The organism is Streptomyces sp. NPDC014623 (assembly GCF_043088245.1).
Taxonomy (GTDB): Bacteria; Actinomycetota; Actinomycetes; order Streptomycetales; family Streptomycetaceae; genus Streptomyces.
The window spans coordinates 17,989-36,404 of the sequence record NZ_JBIBZU010000005.1 but is presented as its reverse complement, the minus strand read 5'-3'; the positions used below and the strand labels follow the sequence as shown (position 1 = coordinate 36,404).

General features: G+C 74.8%; 3 protein-coding genes (1 of these 3 running past the window's edge). All 3 read left to right on the top strand.

The genetic code is table 11. From position 1 onward, the window contains the following. Positions 1-220: 220 nt before the first annotated feature. Positions 221-2,017, top strand: a complete 1,797-nt coding sequence (locus ACF1FZ_RS10635) for a fatty acyl-AMP ligase (protein WP_391772995.1) — start codon at positions 221-223, stop codon at positions 2,015-2,017. Between the two features lie 160 nt (positions 2,018-2,177). After that, a complete protein-coding gene (locus ACF1FZ_RS10630) occupies positions 2,178-2,444 on the top strand; it encodes an acyl carrier protein (RefSeq protein WP_391772994.1) in 267 nt (88 codons plus the stop codon). Positions 2,445-2,561: 117 nt separating this feature from the next. After that, positions 2,562-18,416, top strand: partial view of an amino acid adenylation domain-containing protein gene (locus ACF1FZ_RS10625; RefSeq protein WP_391772993.1) — the 5' portion only. 2,949 nt of this gene lie beyond the right edge of the window; 15,855 of the gene's 18,804 nt are visible here — the first part of the coding sequence; its start codon is at positions 2,562-2,564; its stop codon lies beyond the right edge, outside the window.

Here is an 18,416-nt window from a genome sequence, read left to right as displayed (position 1 = left end):
GGGTGTACGAGCAGGAAGATCCGCATCATATAGCCGTCCGGCAGGTGTGCCGAAAGCCACCGTCAACGCTGCTTCGGGCCCGAGGCGTCCGCAGTGGCGCCCCCACTCGGCCGACGGGTCGAAGACACATGGGGGCGCCATGTGCGTCGGCCGTGGGCGTGCGGCCGCGCCCCGGCGGAGCGGAAGCCCGCCGAGGCAGCGAGAGGCGAGGGCAACTGCTGTGAGCAGTCCTTCGGTATACCCGCTGGCCGGGGCCAATCTGGTGACCGCGATCTCCGCGACGGCCGAGGCCGACCCTGAGCGCAAGGCCGTCGGTTTTGTCCGGCATCCGGAGCGCGAGGGCGAGAATGCTCTGCGGAGCTACTCCTGGCTCGACGACAGGGCCCGCCGCATCGCCGTCCTCCTCCGCGCTGCGGGGCTCGGTACGGGTTCGCGCGTGCTGCTGCTCTTCCCGCAGTCCGCGGAGTTCGCGGCGGCCTACGCCGGCTGTCTTTACGCGGGGATGGCCGCCGTCCCCGCGCCCCTGCCCACGGGCACCTCCCTGGAGACCGCACGCGTCGTCGCTGTCGCGCGAGACGCCGAGGCGGGCGCCGTCCTCACCGTCTCCGACACCGAGGCGGAAGTCCGGCAGTGGGCAGCCGCGACCGGGCTGGGCGGTCTGCCCCTCTTCTCCGTCGATGAACTGCCCGACGGCGCCGGCCCGGACGCTTGGCGGCAACCGGAGATCCGGGCCGACACCGTGGCGGTGCTGCAATACACTTCCGGTTCCACCGGCAGCCCCAAGGGGGTCGTCGTCACGCACGGCGCGCTCGCCGACAACGTCCGTAGCTTTTTGTCCGGCTTCAGCCTGGGGGCCGGAGCCCGGCTGGGCGGCTGGCTCCCGATGTACCACGACATGGGACTGTTCGGGCTGCTGAGCCCGGCTCTGTTCAGCGGAGGGGCGGCCGTCCTGATGAGCGGCAGCGCCTTCCTGCGCCGGCCGTACCTGTGGCTGACGCTGATCGACCGTTTCGGTATCGTCTTCTCCGCAGCACCCGACTTCGCCTATGACTACTGCGTGCGGCGGGTGAAGCCCGAGGAGATGGACCGGCTCGACCTGTCGCGCTGGCGTTGGGCGGCCAACGGATCCGAGCCCGTCCGGGCCGGGACGCTTCGGGCTTTCACCAAGGAGTTGGCCCCCACGGGGCTGCCTCCGAACGCGATGACCCCTTGCTACGGACTGGCCGAGGCGACCCTGCTGGTGTCCCTGTCCGCGGGGGAGTTGCGCACCCGGCGGGTGGATGTCGCGGAACTGGAGAACCACCGCTTCGTCGAGGCGGCCGCAGGGCGCCCGTCCCGCGAGGTCGTCTCGTGCGGCCGGCCCCCGGCTCTGGAGATCCGCGTGGTCGACCCCGCGGAAGGAACACCCGTCACGGGCGACGGGGTGGGTGAGATCCGTGTGCGGGGCGCGAGCACGGCCAGGGGCTACTGGCAGAAACCGGAGGCGACCGCCGAGACGTTCGTCATGGACGCGGACGGCTCCGGACCCTGGCTGCGCACCGGTGACCTCGGTGCTCTGTACGAGGGCGAGCTGTACGTCACCGGCCGGATCAAGGAACTCATCATCGTGCACGGCCGCAACATCTACCCGCACGACATCGAGCACGAACTGCGCGCCCGGCACGCCGAACTCGGGACGATCGGGGCAGCCTTCTCCTTCCCCACGGAGGAAGGCGAGGCCGTGGTGATCACACACGAGGTCAACCCGTCCGTCCGGGCCGACCAGGGCCCCGGGCTGGTGACTGCCTTACGCGCGACACTCGCCCGGGAGTTCGGCCTCGCGCCGGCCGGCGTGGTTCTGGTGAGCCGCGGCCGTACACCGCGCACCAGCAGCGGCAAGGTGCAACGCCGCCTGACCGCCCGGCTCTTCCGCACCGGGAAACTTGCCCAGGTCTACGCTGACTCCGGTGCCCACCGGCTCCTGGAGACGCTCCGGGAGGTGAACGGCCTCCACGGTGCCCTGCCGCCCCCGGCATGACCTGGTGCCCGTCCTGATCTGCTCACAGCGGCGGGCCCGCTTCCCCGATTCCGTAGCAACGCGAACCCCCGCGGCACCGGCCGGACCCTGGACGAGGGCCGACCGGGACGCCACAGCGAAGACCGACCGATGCGCCCACCGAAGACAGAGGTCCTACCGCATGTCCCCCTCTCCGCCCCTTCCGCAGGATCCCGCAGCGCTGCGGCAGTGGCTGCGTGAGCAGTGCGCCGACTGCCTCGGAGTCCCCGCGGCGTCCCTCGCCACGGACGTTCCCCTCACCGACTACGGGATGACCTCCGTCACCGGAACCGCCCTGTGCGGTGTGGTGGAGGAGCACCTGGACGTCGAATGCGACCTGGAATTGCTCTGGCAGGAACCGACGATCGACGGGCTCACCTCCTGGCTGGCTTCGCACAGCGTGCGCTGAGGCCGCCCGGCCCTCGTCCCCGTGCCACGCACACGCGTGTGCCCAGGCACTCGTACGTGCGAACGCCGCCGCGCGTCCGGGCATGCCGACACCCTTCCAGTCCCAGAGCGGAGAAGTATGTTGGAGTCGCCAGCACACCGTGTGGTCGCCACCTCGGCCCAGTCCGGGATCTGGACGGCACAACGTCTGCGCTCGGACGACAGGCTCTACGCCTGCGGCCTCTATCTCGAACTCGGCCACGTGGTGGAGGAGGTGCTGAACGAGGCGGTCCGCCGTGCGGTCGCCGACACCGAGGCGCTGCGTACCGCCTTCGAAGAGGACGCGGAGGGCACGCTGGAACAGCACGTGCTCGCCCGGCCGCCGAGCACGCAGACACACCTCTTCCGCGCCGGCCCGCGCGGGGAGGACCGGTCCCGCTCCGAAGCACTGGGCTGGATGGACCAGCAGCGGGCGCAACCCTGGGACCTCGCGGCCGGCGACACCTGTCGGCACACCCTGATCCCGCTCGGCGGGCACCGTGCCGTCCTGCACCTGCGCTACCACCACCTCGCCCTGGACGGGTACGGCGTGACGCTCTACCTGCACCGGCTCGCGGAGGTGTACCGCGCGCTGCGCACCGGCCAGGAACCGCCCCCCTGCACCTTCGCGCCGCTGGCCCGCCTCGTCGAGGAGGACCATGCCTACCGGCACTCCGCCCGCCACCGCGCGGACGCCGACCACTGGCGGGCACGCTTCGCGGACCTTCCGCGCCCGACCAGCCTCGCCGACGCCACCGTGCTCGCCGGGCCCGCCACGTCCGGTGAGCTGCGCCGTACGGTGCGCTTGTCCGCTGCCGAAACCACCGCACTGTGCTTGAAGGCGGACGAGAGCGGCCGTCCCTGGCCGGTGTTCGCCACGGCCGCGGTGGCCGCCTTCCTGAGCCGTCTCGCGCCGGGGGAGGAGGTCGTCATCGGGCTCCCGGTCACCGCTAGGGTGACACCCGCCGCAGTGCGCACACCGGGGATGCTGGCCAACGTCGTACCGCTCCGGCTCCGGGTACGGCAGGGCATGCCGTTCGCCGCACTGCTGGACCGCACAGCGGCCGAGATCAGCACCACGCTGCGCCACCAGCGTCACCGTACCGAGGACATCGGCCGCGCGCTCGGACTCCCCCCGCACGGCGCCTCACCGGCTACGACACTCGTCAACGTCATGGCCTTCGCCCCGGTGCTCGACTTCGGCGACTGCCTGGCGCCGGTGCACCAGCTGTCGGCCGGGCCGGTCGAGGATCTGGTCGTCAACCTGCTCGGCACCCCCGGGGACGGCCGGGAGCTGGAGATCACTGTCACCGCCAACCCCCAGCTCCACACGGCCGACGCGGTGGCTTCGCTGGCCAGGCGGCTGGCCGATTTCCTGACGCGCACGGGCGAAGACCCTGACGTCCCGATCGGCCGGACTCGCCTGCTCGGCGCGGAGGAAGAAGCCGGGGTGCTTGCCTCCGGACGGAGTCCGAGGCGGGACCTCCGCCCCCGGACCCTGCCCGAACTCTTCGCCCGACAGGCCGCCCGCACCCCCGACGCCCCGGCTGTCACCTCGGCCCGCGCCACCTGGACGTACGCCCAACTCGACGCCCGCGCCGAGAGGGTGGCCCGGCGGCTCGCCGCGCTGGGCGTGGGGCCGGAGAGCATCGTCGCCCTCGCGGTACCGCGGGGCGTCGAGCTTGTGGCACTGATCCTCGGGGTCCAGCGGGCCGGAGGGACTTACCTCCCCATCGACCCGGAGCACCCGGTGGAACGCATCGGTTTCCTGCTGCGCGACGCCCGCCCCGCCCTGTTGGTCGGCGGGGCCGGGACCGAGCCCCCTGCCGCCGACTGCCCGCGCGTGCCGGCCGAGGACCTCCTCGACGCCGGGGTGCGGAGCGCCGAGGCCGACGTGCCCCCGCCGGGGACCCTCCCGGTGGACCTCCCGGCGTACGTCGTCCACACCTCCGGCTCGACCGGGCGGCCCAAGGGGGTCGTGGTCACCCACGCGGGCATCGCCGCCCTGGCGGCCGAGCAGATCGAACGCTACCGACTGGGCCCCGGCTCCAGGGTGGCGCAGCTCGCGGCCCTCGGGTTCGACGTCGCGGTCGCCGAACTCGTGATGGCGCTGACGTCGGGGAGCTGCCTCGTCCTCCCGCCGCACGGCCTCGCCGGCGACGAGCTGGCCGCGTTCCTGCGTGACCGGCGCGTCACCACGGCCCTCGCCCCGGCCGCCGTACTGGCCACCCTGCCCCCCGGCGACCTCCCCGACCTGACCGACCTGGTCACCGGAGGCGAGCAGCCCCCGCCCTCGCTGATCGCCCGCTGGGCGCCCGGCCGGCGGATGTTCAACGTCTACGGGCCGACCGAGGCCACCGTCCAGGCCACCTCCGGGCGGTGCGCGGCCGGCGGCGACCGGGCGCCGGATATCGGGAACCCCGAGGCCGGGGTGGACGCCTACGTTCTGGACGCCGCGTTGCGACCGGTGCCCGACGGGGTGACGGGAGAGCTCTACCTGCGCGGCAGGGGCCTGGCCCGCGGCTACCTGGGCCGCCCCGGCCTCACCGCCGACCGGTTCGTCGCCGACCCGCACACCGGGACGGGCGAGCGGATGTACAGGACCGGGGATCTGGTGCGCCGGGTGCCCGGCGACGGCCGCACCGTGCTGAGGTTCGTCGGCCGGGCCGACGACCAGGTGAAGATCCGGGGTTTCCGGGTCGAGCCGGGCGAGGTCGAGGCGGTCCTCGCCGAACTCGACGGCGTCGCCCAGGCCCTGGTGACCGTGCACGAGGAACGGCCGGGCGACCGCAGGCTCGTCGGCTACCTGACGCCCGCCCCCGCGCACCGGGGAGGACTGGACCTCGAGCGCCTGCGCCGCGCGCTCGCCGACCGGCTCCCCGCCCACCTCGTCCCCTCCCTCCTGGTGGAGTTGGCGGAGATCCCGCGCACCGCCAACGGCAAGGTGGACCGCGCGGCGCTGCCGGCCCCCGTAACCCCGCCCCCGACCGCCGGGCGGGCGCCGCGCGACGCCCGTGAAGAGGCCCTGTGCGCACTCTTCGCCGAGGTGCTGGGCGTCGAAGAGGTCGGCGCCGACCACGACTTCTTCGCCCTGGGCGGCGATTCCCTGCTGGCCGCCCGACTGGCGAGCCGCATACGCGGCCGGTTAGGCAAGGCGGTCACCGTACGAGAGGTCTTCCGGTCCCCGACCGTCGCCCGCCTCGTGGAGGAACTGGGCGACGGGGTCGTGACGGGCGACCGCGTCCACCCGGTCCGGCCCCGCCCGGAGCGGGTGCCGCTCTCGTCCGCGCAGCGCCGGCTGTGGTTCATCGGCGAACTCAACGGCGCATCGGCCGCCTACAACATCCCGACCGTCCTGCACCTGGACGGACCGCTGGACGTCCCCGCACTGCACGCCGCGCTGGGCGACGTGATGGACCGGCACGAGACGCTCCGCACAACCCTGCGGCCCACGGCGGACGACGTCTCGGCGGCGGGCGCACCCGAACAGCACATCGCGCCCCCCGGCGGCCACCGGCTCCCGCTGCCGGTGCTCGACGTCACCCCCGAAGCGCTCGCCGGGGAGCTGCGCGCCGCCGCGGGCCACGTCTTCGACCTCGCGCGGGACCTTCCGGTGCGCGCCACGCTCTATCGCACCGGTGAGCAGGAGCACGCACTGCTGCTGCTTGTCCATCACGTCGCCGCCGACGGCGCGTCGATGGGGCCTCTGATCGGCGACCTGGCCACCGCCTACACGGCCCGGCTCGTGAGACGCGCACCCGTCCTCCCGCCGCCCGAGGTGACGTACGCCGACTTCGCACTGTGGGAGCGGGGGAGCCGGGAGTGCTCCGCCGCGCAGTCCGAGGGGATCGGCTACTGGCGCCGGGCCCTGGCCGGGCTGCCGGACCACATCCGGCTCCCCGCCGACCGCCCTCGTTCGCAGGAGCCGGTCCGCCGGGGCGGGGTCGCCCGGTTCGAGGTGCCGCCCGCCCTGTACACCAGGCTCGAGGAGCTGGCCGGAAGCGTCGGTGCCACCCCGTTCATGGTGCTCCAGACCGCGATAGCCGTCCTGCTCAGCCGGATGGGAGCCGGATCGGACATCCCCCTGGGCACGCCGGTCGCCGGCCGCCCGGACGAGGCGCTCGACGGACTCGTCGGCTGCTTCGTCAACACCGTCGTCCTGCGCACCGACGTCTCGGGCGACCCGACCACAACCGAACTGCTGGCCCGGACGCGCGACGGCGACCTGGAAGCCTTCGCCCATCAGGACGTGCCCTTCGACCGGGTCGTGGACGCGGTCAACCCCGTCCGCTCCACCGCACGGCACCCCCTCTTCCAGGTCATGCTGATCCTCAACGGCCGCGAGCAGGACCGGGGCCGGGCGCGGTTCCCCCGACTGGCCGACCGCGTCGAGACGGTGGAGCCGGGGGAGACCAAGTTCGACCTCTCCTGGCACTTCACCCACCGTGACGGGCCGGACCGGGCGCTGGAGGGAGCCCTCGTCCACGCCACCGACCTGTTCGGCGCCGCCACCGCGCACCGGCTCACCGAACGCCTGCTCGACGTCCTGACCGCCATGGTCGACGACCCCGCCCGGACCGTCGGGACCCTCGACGTCCTCAGCGCCGCCGAGCACCGCCTCGTGCACGCGTGGGGGACCGGCACGCCCCGCCCCCGTGGCAGCCGCCCGGAACCGGTCGCCGCGAGGATCGCCGGCCAAGCCGCCCGCACACCGGACGCGCCCGCGGTGGTCGAGCCCGGACGGGTCTGGAGCTACGCCGAACTCGACGCCCGCGCAGACCGGGTGGCCGCGGCCCTGGCCGCACGCGGCGCCGGCGCCGAGGACCTCGTCGCTGTACTCCTGCCCCGGGGAGCGGAACTGGTCGCCACCCTGCTGGGGATCCTGCGGGCCGGTGCCGCCTACCTCCCGCTCGACGCCGGACACCCCGCCGACCGCAACCGCTGGGCCCTCTCGGACTCCGCCCCGGCGCTGCTGGTGACCGACGCCGAGCGGCTGCGCACGCTCCCCGGAGCGACCAGGTGCGCCGCGCTGGTCCTGGGCGAGGAGGAGGCCGAGAGGGAACTGGCGGACCGCGCCCCCCTCCCGCAGGACGGCGCCGGCCTCGTACGCCCGGTGGCCGGGGACAACGCCGCGTACACGATCTACACCTCCGGCTCGACGGGCCGCCCCAAGGCCGTCGTCGTGACGCGGGACTCGCTGGACGCGTTCGTCGAACGCGCCCTGGACACCTACGGCGACGCGCTGAGCGGAGGAGTCCTGCTGCACTCCCCGGTCGCCTTCGACCTCACGGTCGTCTCCCTCTACGGGCCGCTGGCCGCGGGCGGGCGCGTCCGGGTCGGCGACCTCGACGAGCCCGGGATCGCCCAGTGGGATCGGGAGCGCCCGGCCTTCGTCAAGGCCACACCCTCCCACCTCGCACTGCTGGAGGAGTTCGGCGGCTCCACGGCCCCCGGAACGGTCGTTCTGGCGGGCGAGCAACTCATCGGCGCACGGCTGGACCGCTGGCGGACCCGCCACGGCGCCACCACCGTCTTCAACAGCTACGGGCCCACCGAGACCACCGTCAACTGCCTGGAGCACAGGATCGCCCCGGACACCCACGCGCCCTCGGGACCCGTGCCGGTGGGCCGGCCGGTGGCGGGCGTACGGGTGCTGCTCCTCGACGACCGCCTGCGCCCCGTCGCTCCGGGCGTCACGGGCGAACTGTACGTCTGCGGGCCCGGCGTCGCCCGTGGATACCGCGCCAGGCCGGCCGCCACCGCCGAACGGTTCGTCGCCTGTCCGCAAGGACGGCCGGGGGAGCGGATGTACCGCACCGGCGACCTGATGCGCTGGACCGCCGACGGCGAACTGGTCTACGAGGGACGGGCCGACGCCCAGGTGAAGGTGCGCGGCTTCCGGGTCGAGCCCGGCGAGGTGGAGGCCGCGCTGCTGGACCTCCCCGGCGTCCGGGAGGCGGCCGTCATCCTCGTTGAAGGGCAGGAAGGGACGCCCGAGCGGGCGGCCGCCCCCGCCCGCCTCGTCGGCTACGTCGTCGGTGCCACCGCCGGCCCGGCCGCCCTCCTCGAGAGGCTGCGCGTCCGGTTGCCCGACCACATGGTGCCCGCCGCCCTCGTGGACCTCGACGCCCTGCCGCTCACCCCGAACGGCAAGCTCGACCGCCACGCCCTGCCCGCGCCCGACTTCGGCCGCCACGCGGGCCGCCGCGCCCCGGACGGGCCGAAGGAGGAACTGCTCTGCGCGCTCTTCGCCGACGTACTGGGAGTGCCCGAGGTCGGCGCGGACGACAGCTTCTTCACGCTCGGGGGTGACAGCATCGTCAGCATCCAGCTCGTCGGCCGCGCCCGCAGAGCCGGACTGCACCTCACCGTGCGCGACGTCTTCGAGCACCCCACGGCCGCCGGGCTGGCGACCGCCGCGCGGTCCGCCGGCCCGGACGAGGACGCGGGCCGTCCCGCGCCGGAGGCGCTCGCCCCGAGCGGGCCGCTGCCCTACGTCTCGGCCGCGGCGCGGCTCGTCGCCAGGACCGGGTCGATGCGCGCCCGCGGCGCCGACCGCTTCCACCAGTCTGTGGTCCTCACCACCCCCGCGAACGCGGCGGCCGACGACGTCCGGCGCGTGCTCCAGACGCTGATCGACCACCACGGGGCGTTGCGCCTGCGGACCGCCGCGGACCGGGACGGGTCGCCGGACGGCCTGGTGGTCGCCGAACCGGGGACGGTCGCCGCCGCCGGCCTGCTGCGCTGCCGTGACGCCGCCGGACTCGAAGGCGCGGCGCTGCGGGAGGCGGTGGAGCGGGAGGCCGAGCACGCACGCGACGCCCTCGACCCGAGCACCGGAGCCGTGCTGCGCGCGGCCTGGCTGGACCGGGGGAGGGACCGGGGCGGCCTGCTGGTCCTGGTGGCCCACCACCTCAGCGTGGACGGCGTCTCCTGGCGCATCCTGGCGGACGACCTCCGCCAGGCCTGGACCCCGGCCGACGTCCCCGCCACCACGGCGCCCCTGCCGCCGGAGGGCACCTCCCTGCGGGAGTGGGCCACCCGGATCGCCCGACGCGCCACCGAGACCGCCGTGACCGGCCGGCTCTCCCACTGGCGCGCGACCCTGGCGGGCATCGAGGACCCGGATGGCGACGTGGCCACCCTGGAGACTCGGCTCGACCCCGACGCCGACACCCACGGCACGGCGCGTGAGCGCGTGCACGGCCTGTCGCCCGGCCTGACCGACGCGCTCGTCCGCACCGCGCCCGCGGCGCTCCGCGCGGACACCGGCGAACTGCTGCTGGCCGCCTACGCGCTGGCCGCGTCGCGGGTCCTGGGCGACCGGCCCGTGTTCGTGGTGGAGACCGAGAGCCACGGCCGCCAGGACGCCCTCCTGCCCGGTATCGACCTGACCCGCACCGTGGGCTGGTTCACCTCCGTCCACCCAGTGCGCCTGAGGCCCGGAGCAGGGGCCGCACGGCTGCTGAAGGAGACCAAGGAGCGGCTGCGCACCGTGCCGGAGGCCGGTCTCGGCCACGACCTGCTCCGCCTCGGCGGCGCGGCGCCCTCCCCGGGGGAGGGCGGCCGGGAGCTGCCCCGCCCACAGTTCGGCTTCAACTACCTCGGCCGGTTCGCCGTGGCCGAAGCCCTCGCCGACGGGAGCACGGAGCCCGCCGGGGCCTGGGCGTTCGCGGGCCACAGCGTGGCCCCGCAACCGTCCGAACTGCCGCTCGCGCACGAGGTGGAGCTGACCGTCGTCCTGGAGGACGGCCCGCGGGGACCGGTCCTCGCGGCGCGCTGGAACGCCTCCGCCCGCTGCCTGACCGCAGCGCGGCTGACCGCGCTGGCACAGGAGTGGGAGAAGGCGCTGCACGAGCTGACCGCCCTGGCCGGCGTCGCCGGGAACGCCGGCCTGATCCCCTCGGAGACCGGCGCGGACGACCTGGACCAGGACGGGATCGAGGAGTGCGAGGCGGCGGCGGACTTCGAGATCGCCGACCTGCTCGCCCTCGCGCCCGCCCAGGAGGGACTGCTCTTCCACAGCACCTTCGACGACGCGGCGGAGGACGTGTACCTCGGCCAGTTGGCGCTGGAGTTCCACGGCGAGCTGTCGAGCGCCCGTATGCGGGAGGCCGCCCAGCACGTCCTCGACCGGCACGACGTGCTGCGCGCGGCCTTCCTCCAACGCCGCTCCGGCGAGTGGAGCCAGGCGATCGCCGCCAGGACGCCGGTGCCCTGGGAGGAGCACGACCTGTCCGCCCTGTCCGGGGAGGAGCGGCAGCGGCGGCTGGACGCGCTGCTGACCGGGCAGCGCACCCGCCGGTTCGACCTCGCACGGCCACCGCTGGTGCGCTTCCTGCTCGTACGGACGGCGGCGGACCGGCACGTGCTGGCCGTGACCAACCACCACCTGGTACTGGACGGCTGGTCGCTGCCGCTGGTGGTGCGCGACCTCATGGCCCTGTACAGCACGGACGGCGCCGCCCTGCCCGCCGTACGGCCGTACCGCGACTACCTCGCCTGGCTCGCAGGCCAGGACGCCGACGCGGCCCACGCCGCCTGGGAAGAGGCGCTCGCCGGGCTCCAGCCGTCACTGATAGCCCCGGACGCCCCCCGCGATGGCGCGGCCCCGCTCGCGCACTACCGCACCATGGACCCCGACGTCGTCTCCCGCCTCACCGCCTGGGCCCGCCGCCTGGGCGTCACCCTCAACTCGGTGGTCGAGACCGCGTGGGCACTCCTCCTGGGCCGGCTCACCGGCCGGGACGACGTGAGTTTCGGCATCGCCGCCTCCGGCCGCCCCACCGATCTGCCCGGCGCGGGGGAGATCGTCGGCCTGCTGATGAACACCGTGCCGGTGCGCGTCGCCCTGGACCCCGCCGAACCGCTGGAAGCACTCGTCCGGCGCGTGCAGCGGGAGCAGGCCGCCCTCCTGGACCACCAGTTCCTCCCCCTGGCGCAGGTGCAGCAACGCCTCGGGGCGGGTGACCTCTTCGACACCACGCTCGTCTTCGAGAACTACCCGCTGGGCCCCGCCGACGGCCTCGGTGACGGCGACGGGCTCCGTTTGCACGGGGCGCGCGGCCACGACGGCAACCACTACCCCCTCAGCATCACCGTCGGCCCCGCTCCCGGCCTCCAGCTCCGCTTCATCCACCGCCCCGACCTGTTCGCACCCCCGTGGGTGGAGGACCTGGCAACGCGGTTCGAGCAGGTGCTCGACGCCATGGCGACGTGCGGCGACACCCCGGCGGGCCGACTGGACGTCCTGCTGCCGCGCGAACACGACACGCTGCTGGGCGACTGGGCGCGCGGTGAGGCAGCGAGCGCACGGGAGTGCCCCGTCGCCCTGTTCGAGGAGCAGGTCGACCGCACCCCCGGCGCCCTCGCGCTGGTCGAGGGCGGTGACGGTGCCAGGCTGAGCTACGCCGAGTTCGACGCCCGCGCCAACCGCATGGCGCGCTTCCTCATCGCCCGGGGGCTCGGGGCCGAGGACCTGGTCGGCCTGGTCTTCCCGCGCGGCGTCGACCTGCTCACCGGGCTGTGGGGGGCGCTCAAGGCCGGTGCGGCCTACCTGCCGGTGGACGTGGACTACCCGGCCGAACGGATCGGGCTGCTTCTCGGCGACGGGGACCCCGCCCTCGTCCTGACCACCTCCGCCCACGCCCACCTGGTGCCCGAGGTGCCGGGACGGCAGATCCTCTGCGTCGACCTGCCCGGTCCCGCAGACGAGCTCGCCCGCGCCACGGAGGGGAGGGTGGCCGACCGGGAGCGGCCGCGCCCGGTCGGAGCCGACACCCTCGCCTACGTCCTCTACACCTCCGGCTCCACCGGCCGCCCCAAGGGCGTGGCGGTCAGCCGGGGCTCGCTGGCCGCGCACGCCGTCCGCTCCCGCGACCGCTACCCGGACGCGGCCGGGGTGTCGCTGCTGCACTCCCCGGTCGCGTTCGACCTGACGGTGACCGCCCTGTTCACCACGCTGATCTCCGGCGGGACCCTCCTCCTCGCGGAGCTGGACGAACACGCCCAGGGCTCCGGCGTCACCTTCGTCAAGGGCACGCCCTCCCATGTCGCCCTCCTGGACGAGCTGCCCGGCGTCCTCGACGCCACCGGAGAGCGCCCCGGCACGCTCGTGCTCGGCGGCGAGCCGCTCACCGGAGAGATGCTGGAGCGCTGGCGCGCCCACCATCCGCGGGCCCAGGTATTCAACGACTACGGGCCGTCGGAGACCAGCGTCAACTGCTCCGACCTGCTCTTCGAACCCGGTGACGAGGTACCGGACGGCCTGCTGCCGATCGGTCGCCCGCTGCCCGGCAACCACATGTTCGTCCTCGACCACCTGCTCCAGCCCGTGCCGGTCGGCGTCGTCGGGGAGATCTACGTCTCCGGCGTCGGCGTGGCCCGCGGCTACCACGGGCGGCCCGGCCTGACCGCCGAGCGCTTCCTGCCCTGCCCGTTCGACGCGCCGGGCGCCCGGATGTACCGCACCGGGGACCTGGGGCGCTGGCGGCCCGACGGGATCATGGAGTGCCTGGGCCGTACCGATGACCAGGTCAAGGTGCGTGGCTTCCGGGTGGAGCTGGGCGAGGTGGAAGCCGCGCTCGCCGCCCGCGCCGACGTCGCCCGCGCCACCGTCGTCGTGCGCGAGGACGAGCCGGGGGACAGGCGGCTGACGGGCTACGTGGTGCCCGAAGGCGGACCGGACGCGGGCTTCGACCCGGCGGCCGCGCTGCGCGACCTGGCGGCCGCCCTGCCGCCGTACATGGTCCCGGCCGCGATCGTGGTCCTGTCCGAGCTGCCGCGTACCGAGAACGGCAAGCTCGACCGCAGGGCGCTGCCCGCGCCCGCGTACGGCACCGCCTCCGCCGGGCGCGCGCCGCGCACCGCCGCCGAGACCGCCCTGTGCGCCCTGTTCGCCGAAGTGCTCGGCGTGCCCGAGATCACCCTGGACGACGACTTCTTCGCCCTGGGCGGCCACTCCCTGCTCGCCGTCCGGCTCGCCGGCCGCATCCGGGCCGAACTCGGACTGCGGCTCGACATCCGGACGATCTTCGACCACCGCACGGTCACGGACCTCCTCGCCGATCCGCAGATCGCTGCACAGCTCACCCCCGGCGAGACCCCCGGCACACGAGTCCCGGCGCGGCCCGCGCCGGCCCGCGACCCGCAGGCGCGGCCCGAGCGGCTGCCCCTGTCGCCCGCCCAGCGCAGGCTGTGGTTCCTCAACCGCTACGACAGGGAGGCCGGCGGCTACCACATCAGCGTCGCGCTGCGGCTCACCGGTGACCTCGACGTCGACGCCCTGCACGCGGCACTGGGCGATCTGACCGCCCGGCACGAGAGTCTGCGCACCGTCTTCCGCGAGGACGAGCAGGGGCCGCATCAGGTCGTCCTGGCCCCGGGGGCCCCGCCCGCCCCGGCCGTCGTCCCCGCCGCCGCCCACCAACTCGACGCCCTGGTGCGCGAAGCCGTCCGCCGCCCCTTCGACCTGGCCGACGACACCCCGCTGCGCCACACCCTGTTCGCGCTCCCGGAAGGCGGACACGTCCTGCTCCTGGTCATCCACCACATCGCTGCCGACGGCTGGTCCATGGGGCCGCTGGCACGGGACCTGGCCGCCGCCTACCGTGCCCGCGCTGCCGACCGCGCGCCCGACTGGCCGACCCCGGCCCCCAGCCCCGCCGCCCACCTGCTTGGACAGCACCGCGACGCCAGGGACGACGCGGGCGACCCGGTGGCCCGCCGCGTCGCCCACTGGGCCGAGGAACTGCGCGGACTGCCCGACGAACTCGCGCTGCCCTACGACCGGCCGCGCCCGACGACACCCCCCGGCTACGCCGAGCGGGTCGCCTTCCGCGTCGACGCGGGACTGTACCGGGACGTGAGGGTGCTGGCGGCCCGTCACCGGGCCACCCCGTTCATGGTCCTCCACGCCGCCCTGGCCGCCCTGTGGCACCGGCTCGGCGCCGGCCCCGACATCCCCGTGGGCACCCCGTCCGCCGGCCGCGACCGGCCCGAGACCGCCGACCTCGTCGGCTTCCTGGTCAACACCCTGGTCCTGCGCACCGACACCTCAGGGGACCCGGCCTTCGCCGAACTCCTTGACCGGGTGCGCGAGACCGACCTGCGGGCCTACACCCACCAGGACGTGCCCTTCGAGCGGCTGGTGGAGGCGGTCAACCCCGCCCGCTCGCCCAGCAGGCACCCGCTCGTCCAGACGATGCTCACCTTCGACAACGCCGCCCACGGAGCGCTCGACCACCTCCTGGACCTGCCGGGTGTGCGTACGGAACTGCTGCCGACCGCCGAGGGCACCGCCCACACCGACGTCGAACTGACCTTCACCGAGAGCACGGCCGCCACGGACGGGACCGGACTCGACGCGTCCCTGCGCTACCGCCCCGACCTGTTCGACCACACGACCGCGCGGGCTCTGGCGGAGCGGTTCGTGGCGCTGCTGCGCACCGTGACGCGCGAGCCCGGCCTGCGGCTCGGGCAGCTCGACGTCACCACCGCCGAGGAACGCCGACGGCTGGCCGAGGCCGACGCCGCACGGGCGCGGGCGGCCACCACCGCTGTCGCCGGCCTGCCCGCCCTCTTCGCCGCCTCCGCCGGTCGCGCGCCCTCCGCCCCCGCCCTCACCGACGGCCCGACGACCTTGGACTACGCGGAACTCGACGCCCGGTCCAACCACCTGGCCCGCGTCCTGCTCGGACTCGGCGTGGGACCGGAGGACTTCGTCGCCCTGGCGGTGCCCCGCTCGGCGGACCTGGTGGTGGCCGTGCTCGCCGTGCTGAAGTCGGGCGCCGCCTACCTCGCCGTCGACCCCGACCACCCGGCCGAGCGCACCTCGTACATCCTCCACGACTGCCGGCCGGTCGCCGTGCTCTCCACGACCGCCGTCCGCGAGTCCCTGCAGGGCACGGTGGGCGAGGCGGTCGGCGAGGTCCCGTGGCTGCTGCTCGACGCGTCCCCGACCGGCGGCGCGGCGGCCGGCCTCTCGGCCGCGCCGGTCACCGACGCCGACCGCCGGGCCCCCCTGCTCCCCGACCACCCGGCCTACACCATCTACACCTCCGGCTCGACCGGGCGGCCCAAGGGCGTGGTCGTCAGCCACGCCAACGTCTCACGGCTGCTGGCCGCCTGCCGCGCGGCCATGGAATTCGGGCCCGACGACGTCTGGACGCTCTTCCACTCCAGCGCCTTCGACTTCTCGGTGTGGGAGATGTGGGGGCCCCTGGCGCACGGCGGCCGGCTGGTCGTCGTCCCGCACGACGTGGCCAGATCACCCGGCGACCTCCTGGGGCTGCTGGGCCGCGAGCGCGTCACGGTGCTCAGCCAGACGCCCTCAGCCTTCATCCAGCTCCTGCGGGCGGAGTCCGACCTCGGCGTCCCCCCGCGGACCACCGCCGCGCTGCGCTACGTCGTCTTCGGCGGGGAAGCGCTGGACACCGCCCAACTCGCCCCCTGGCGGGGCCGCCCGGTCCGCCTGGTCAACATGTACGGGATCACCGAGACGACCGTCCACGTCACCCACCTGGAGCTGGACGACGCCGCCGTGGAGCGCGGTGGCAGCCCGATCGGCACGCCCCTGAACGACCTGCGCGCCCACGTGCTCGACCAGGGGCTGCTTCCCGTGCCGGTGGGCGTCGTGGGCGAGCTGTACGTCGCCGGCCCCGGCCTGGCCCGCGGCTACCGCCGCCGCCCCGGCCTGAGCGCCACCCGTTTCGTCGCCGACCCGTTCGACGCCGGCGGCCGGATGTACCGGACCGGCGACCTCGTCCGGCGCACCCGGGACGGCGGCCTCCACTACGTCGGCCGGTCCGACTCCCAGGTGAAGCTGCGCGGCTACCGCATCGAGCCCGGCGAGATCGAGGCCGCCGCCCGCCGCCACCCGGACATCGCCCAGGCGGCCGCCGCCGTGCACGGCGAAGGACCGGACGACCGGTACCTGGTCTGCTACGCGGTGCCGACGGCCGACGCCGACCCCGACCCGCACGAGGTGCGCGCCCACCTGGCGGCCGCCCTGCCGCCGTACATGGTCCCCGCCGCCGTGGTGCTGCTGACCGCCCTGCCGCTGACCCCCAACGGCAAGCTGGACCGAGCGGCGCTGCCCGCCCCCGACCGGGCGGAGTGGGCCACGGGCGGCGCCCCGGCCGGACCGCGCGAGGAAGCGCTCTGCGCCGCCTTCGCCGAGGTCCTCGGCGTCCAGGAGGTCAGCCGCGACGCCGACTTCTTCACCCTGGGCGGCCACTCCCTTTCGGCGGTCCGGCTCATCAGCCGGATCAGGTCGGCGCTCGGCGTGGAGATCGGCATCCGCACGCTCTTCGAGGCGCCCACGCCCGCCGCGCTGTCCCGGCGGCTGGACACGGCCGGGACCGGACGGCCCCGCCTCCTCCCGCGCCGGCGACCGGACCGCGTCCCGCTCTCCTCCGCCCAGCGCCGGCTGTGGTTCCTCGGAGAGCTGGAAGGACCGAGCGCCACCTACAACATCCCGCTCGCCCTGCGCCTGCGCGGCCCTCTCGACGTCGACGCCCTGCGCACCGCCCTGGCCGACGTGGTCGGCCGGCACGAGGCCCTGCGCACCGTCTTCCCGGCCGAGAACGGCGCCCCCCACCAGCACGTGGTCGCGCCCGGACAGGCCGCGCCCGCCCTCGACGTCGTGGACGTCACCGAGAAGGAGCTGCCCGCCGCCCTCGCCGAGGCCTGCGGATACGCGTTCACACTCACCGAGGACCTTCCGCTGCGGGCCGCACTGCTGCGCACCGGGCCCGCCGACCACGTGCTCTCCCTCGTCCTCCACCACATCGCAGGCGACGGCTGGTCGCTGGCCCCGCTCGCCCGCGACCTGAGCACCGCCTACACCGCACGGCGGGAGGGCCGGGCCCCGCAGTGGCGGCCCCTGCCGGTGCAGTACGCCGACTACACCCTCTGGAAGCAGGAGCTGCTCGGCGCGGCGGACGACCCCGACAGCCTCTCCGCCCGCCAACTCGCCTTCTGGCGCGAAGCGCTGGAGGGCGCGCCGGAACAGATCGAGCTGCCCACAGACCGGCCGCGCCCCGCGATGGAGAGCCACCACGGCGCGATCCACCGCTTCACCCTCCCCGCCCCGCTGCGCGACCGGTTGCGTGCCCTGGCGCACTCCCGGCGAGCGACCCTCTTCATGGCCCTGCAGGCCGGACTCGCCGCGCTGTTCGCCACACTGGGGGCCGGACGGGACATCGTCCTCGGCACCCCGGTCGCCGGCCGCGGCGACGAGGCGGCCGACGACCTCGTCGGCTTCTTCGTCAACACCCTGGCACTCCGCACCGACCTCGGCGGCGACCCCACCTTCGAGGAACTGCTCGACCGCGTCAGGGACGCCGACCTGTCAGCCTTCGCCCACCAGGACATCCCGTTCGAGCAACTGGTGGAGGCGCTCAACCCCACCCGCTCCCTCTCCAGGCACCCCGTCTTCCAGGTGCTGCTGGCCCTCCAGAACAACGAGCGCGGTGAAGCCGTCATGCCGGGCCTGGAGGTCACCGTCGAACGCCCCGCCCAGGCGGCGGCCAAGTACGACCTCTTCGTCAACCTCGTGGAGTCCCGGAACGAGGACGACGGAGTGACCGCCGTCGAGGGCGCGGTCGAGTACGCCACCGACCTCTTCGACGCCCGCACCGTCGCCCGACTGACCGAGCGCTACCACGACCTGCTCCTGGCCGCCGTCGAGGAGCCCACGACACGGCTCAGCCGGATGCCCGTGCTCAACGCGGCGGAACGCGTCGGACTCACGGCCGAATGGGACGCCGCCGCCGCGGCCCCGGCCGAGGACCTGGTCGGCCTCTTCCGCGCCCGCGCCGCCGAGACGCCCGACGCGGTGGCGGTCCGCAGCGCCGGGGACAGCCTTACCTACGCCCAGCTCGACGAGCGGGCCGGACGGGTCGCGGCGGCCCTCGCCGGGCACGGCGCCGGCCCCGAGAGCCGGGTCGCGGTG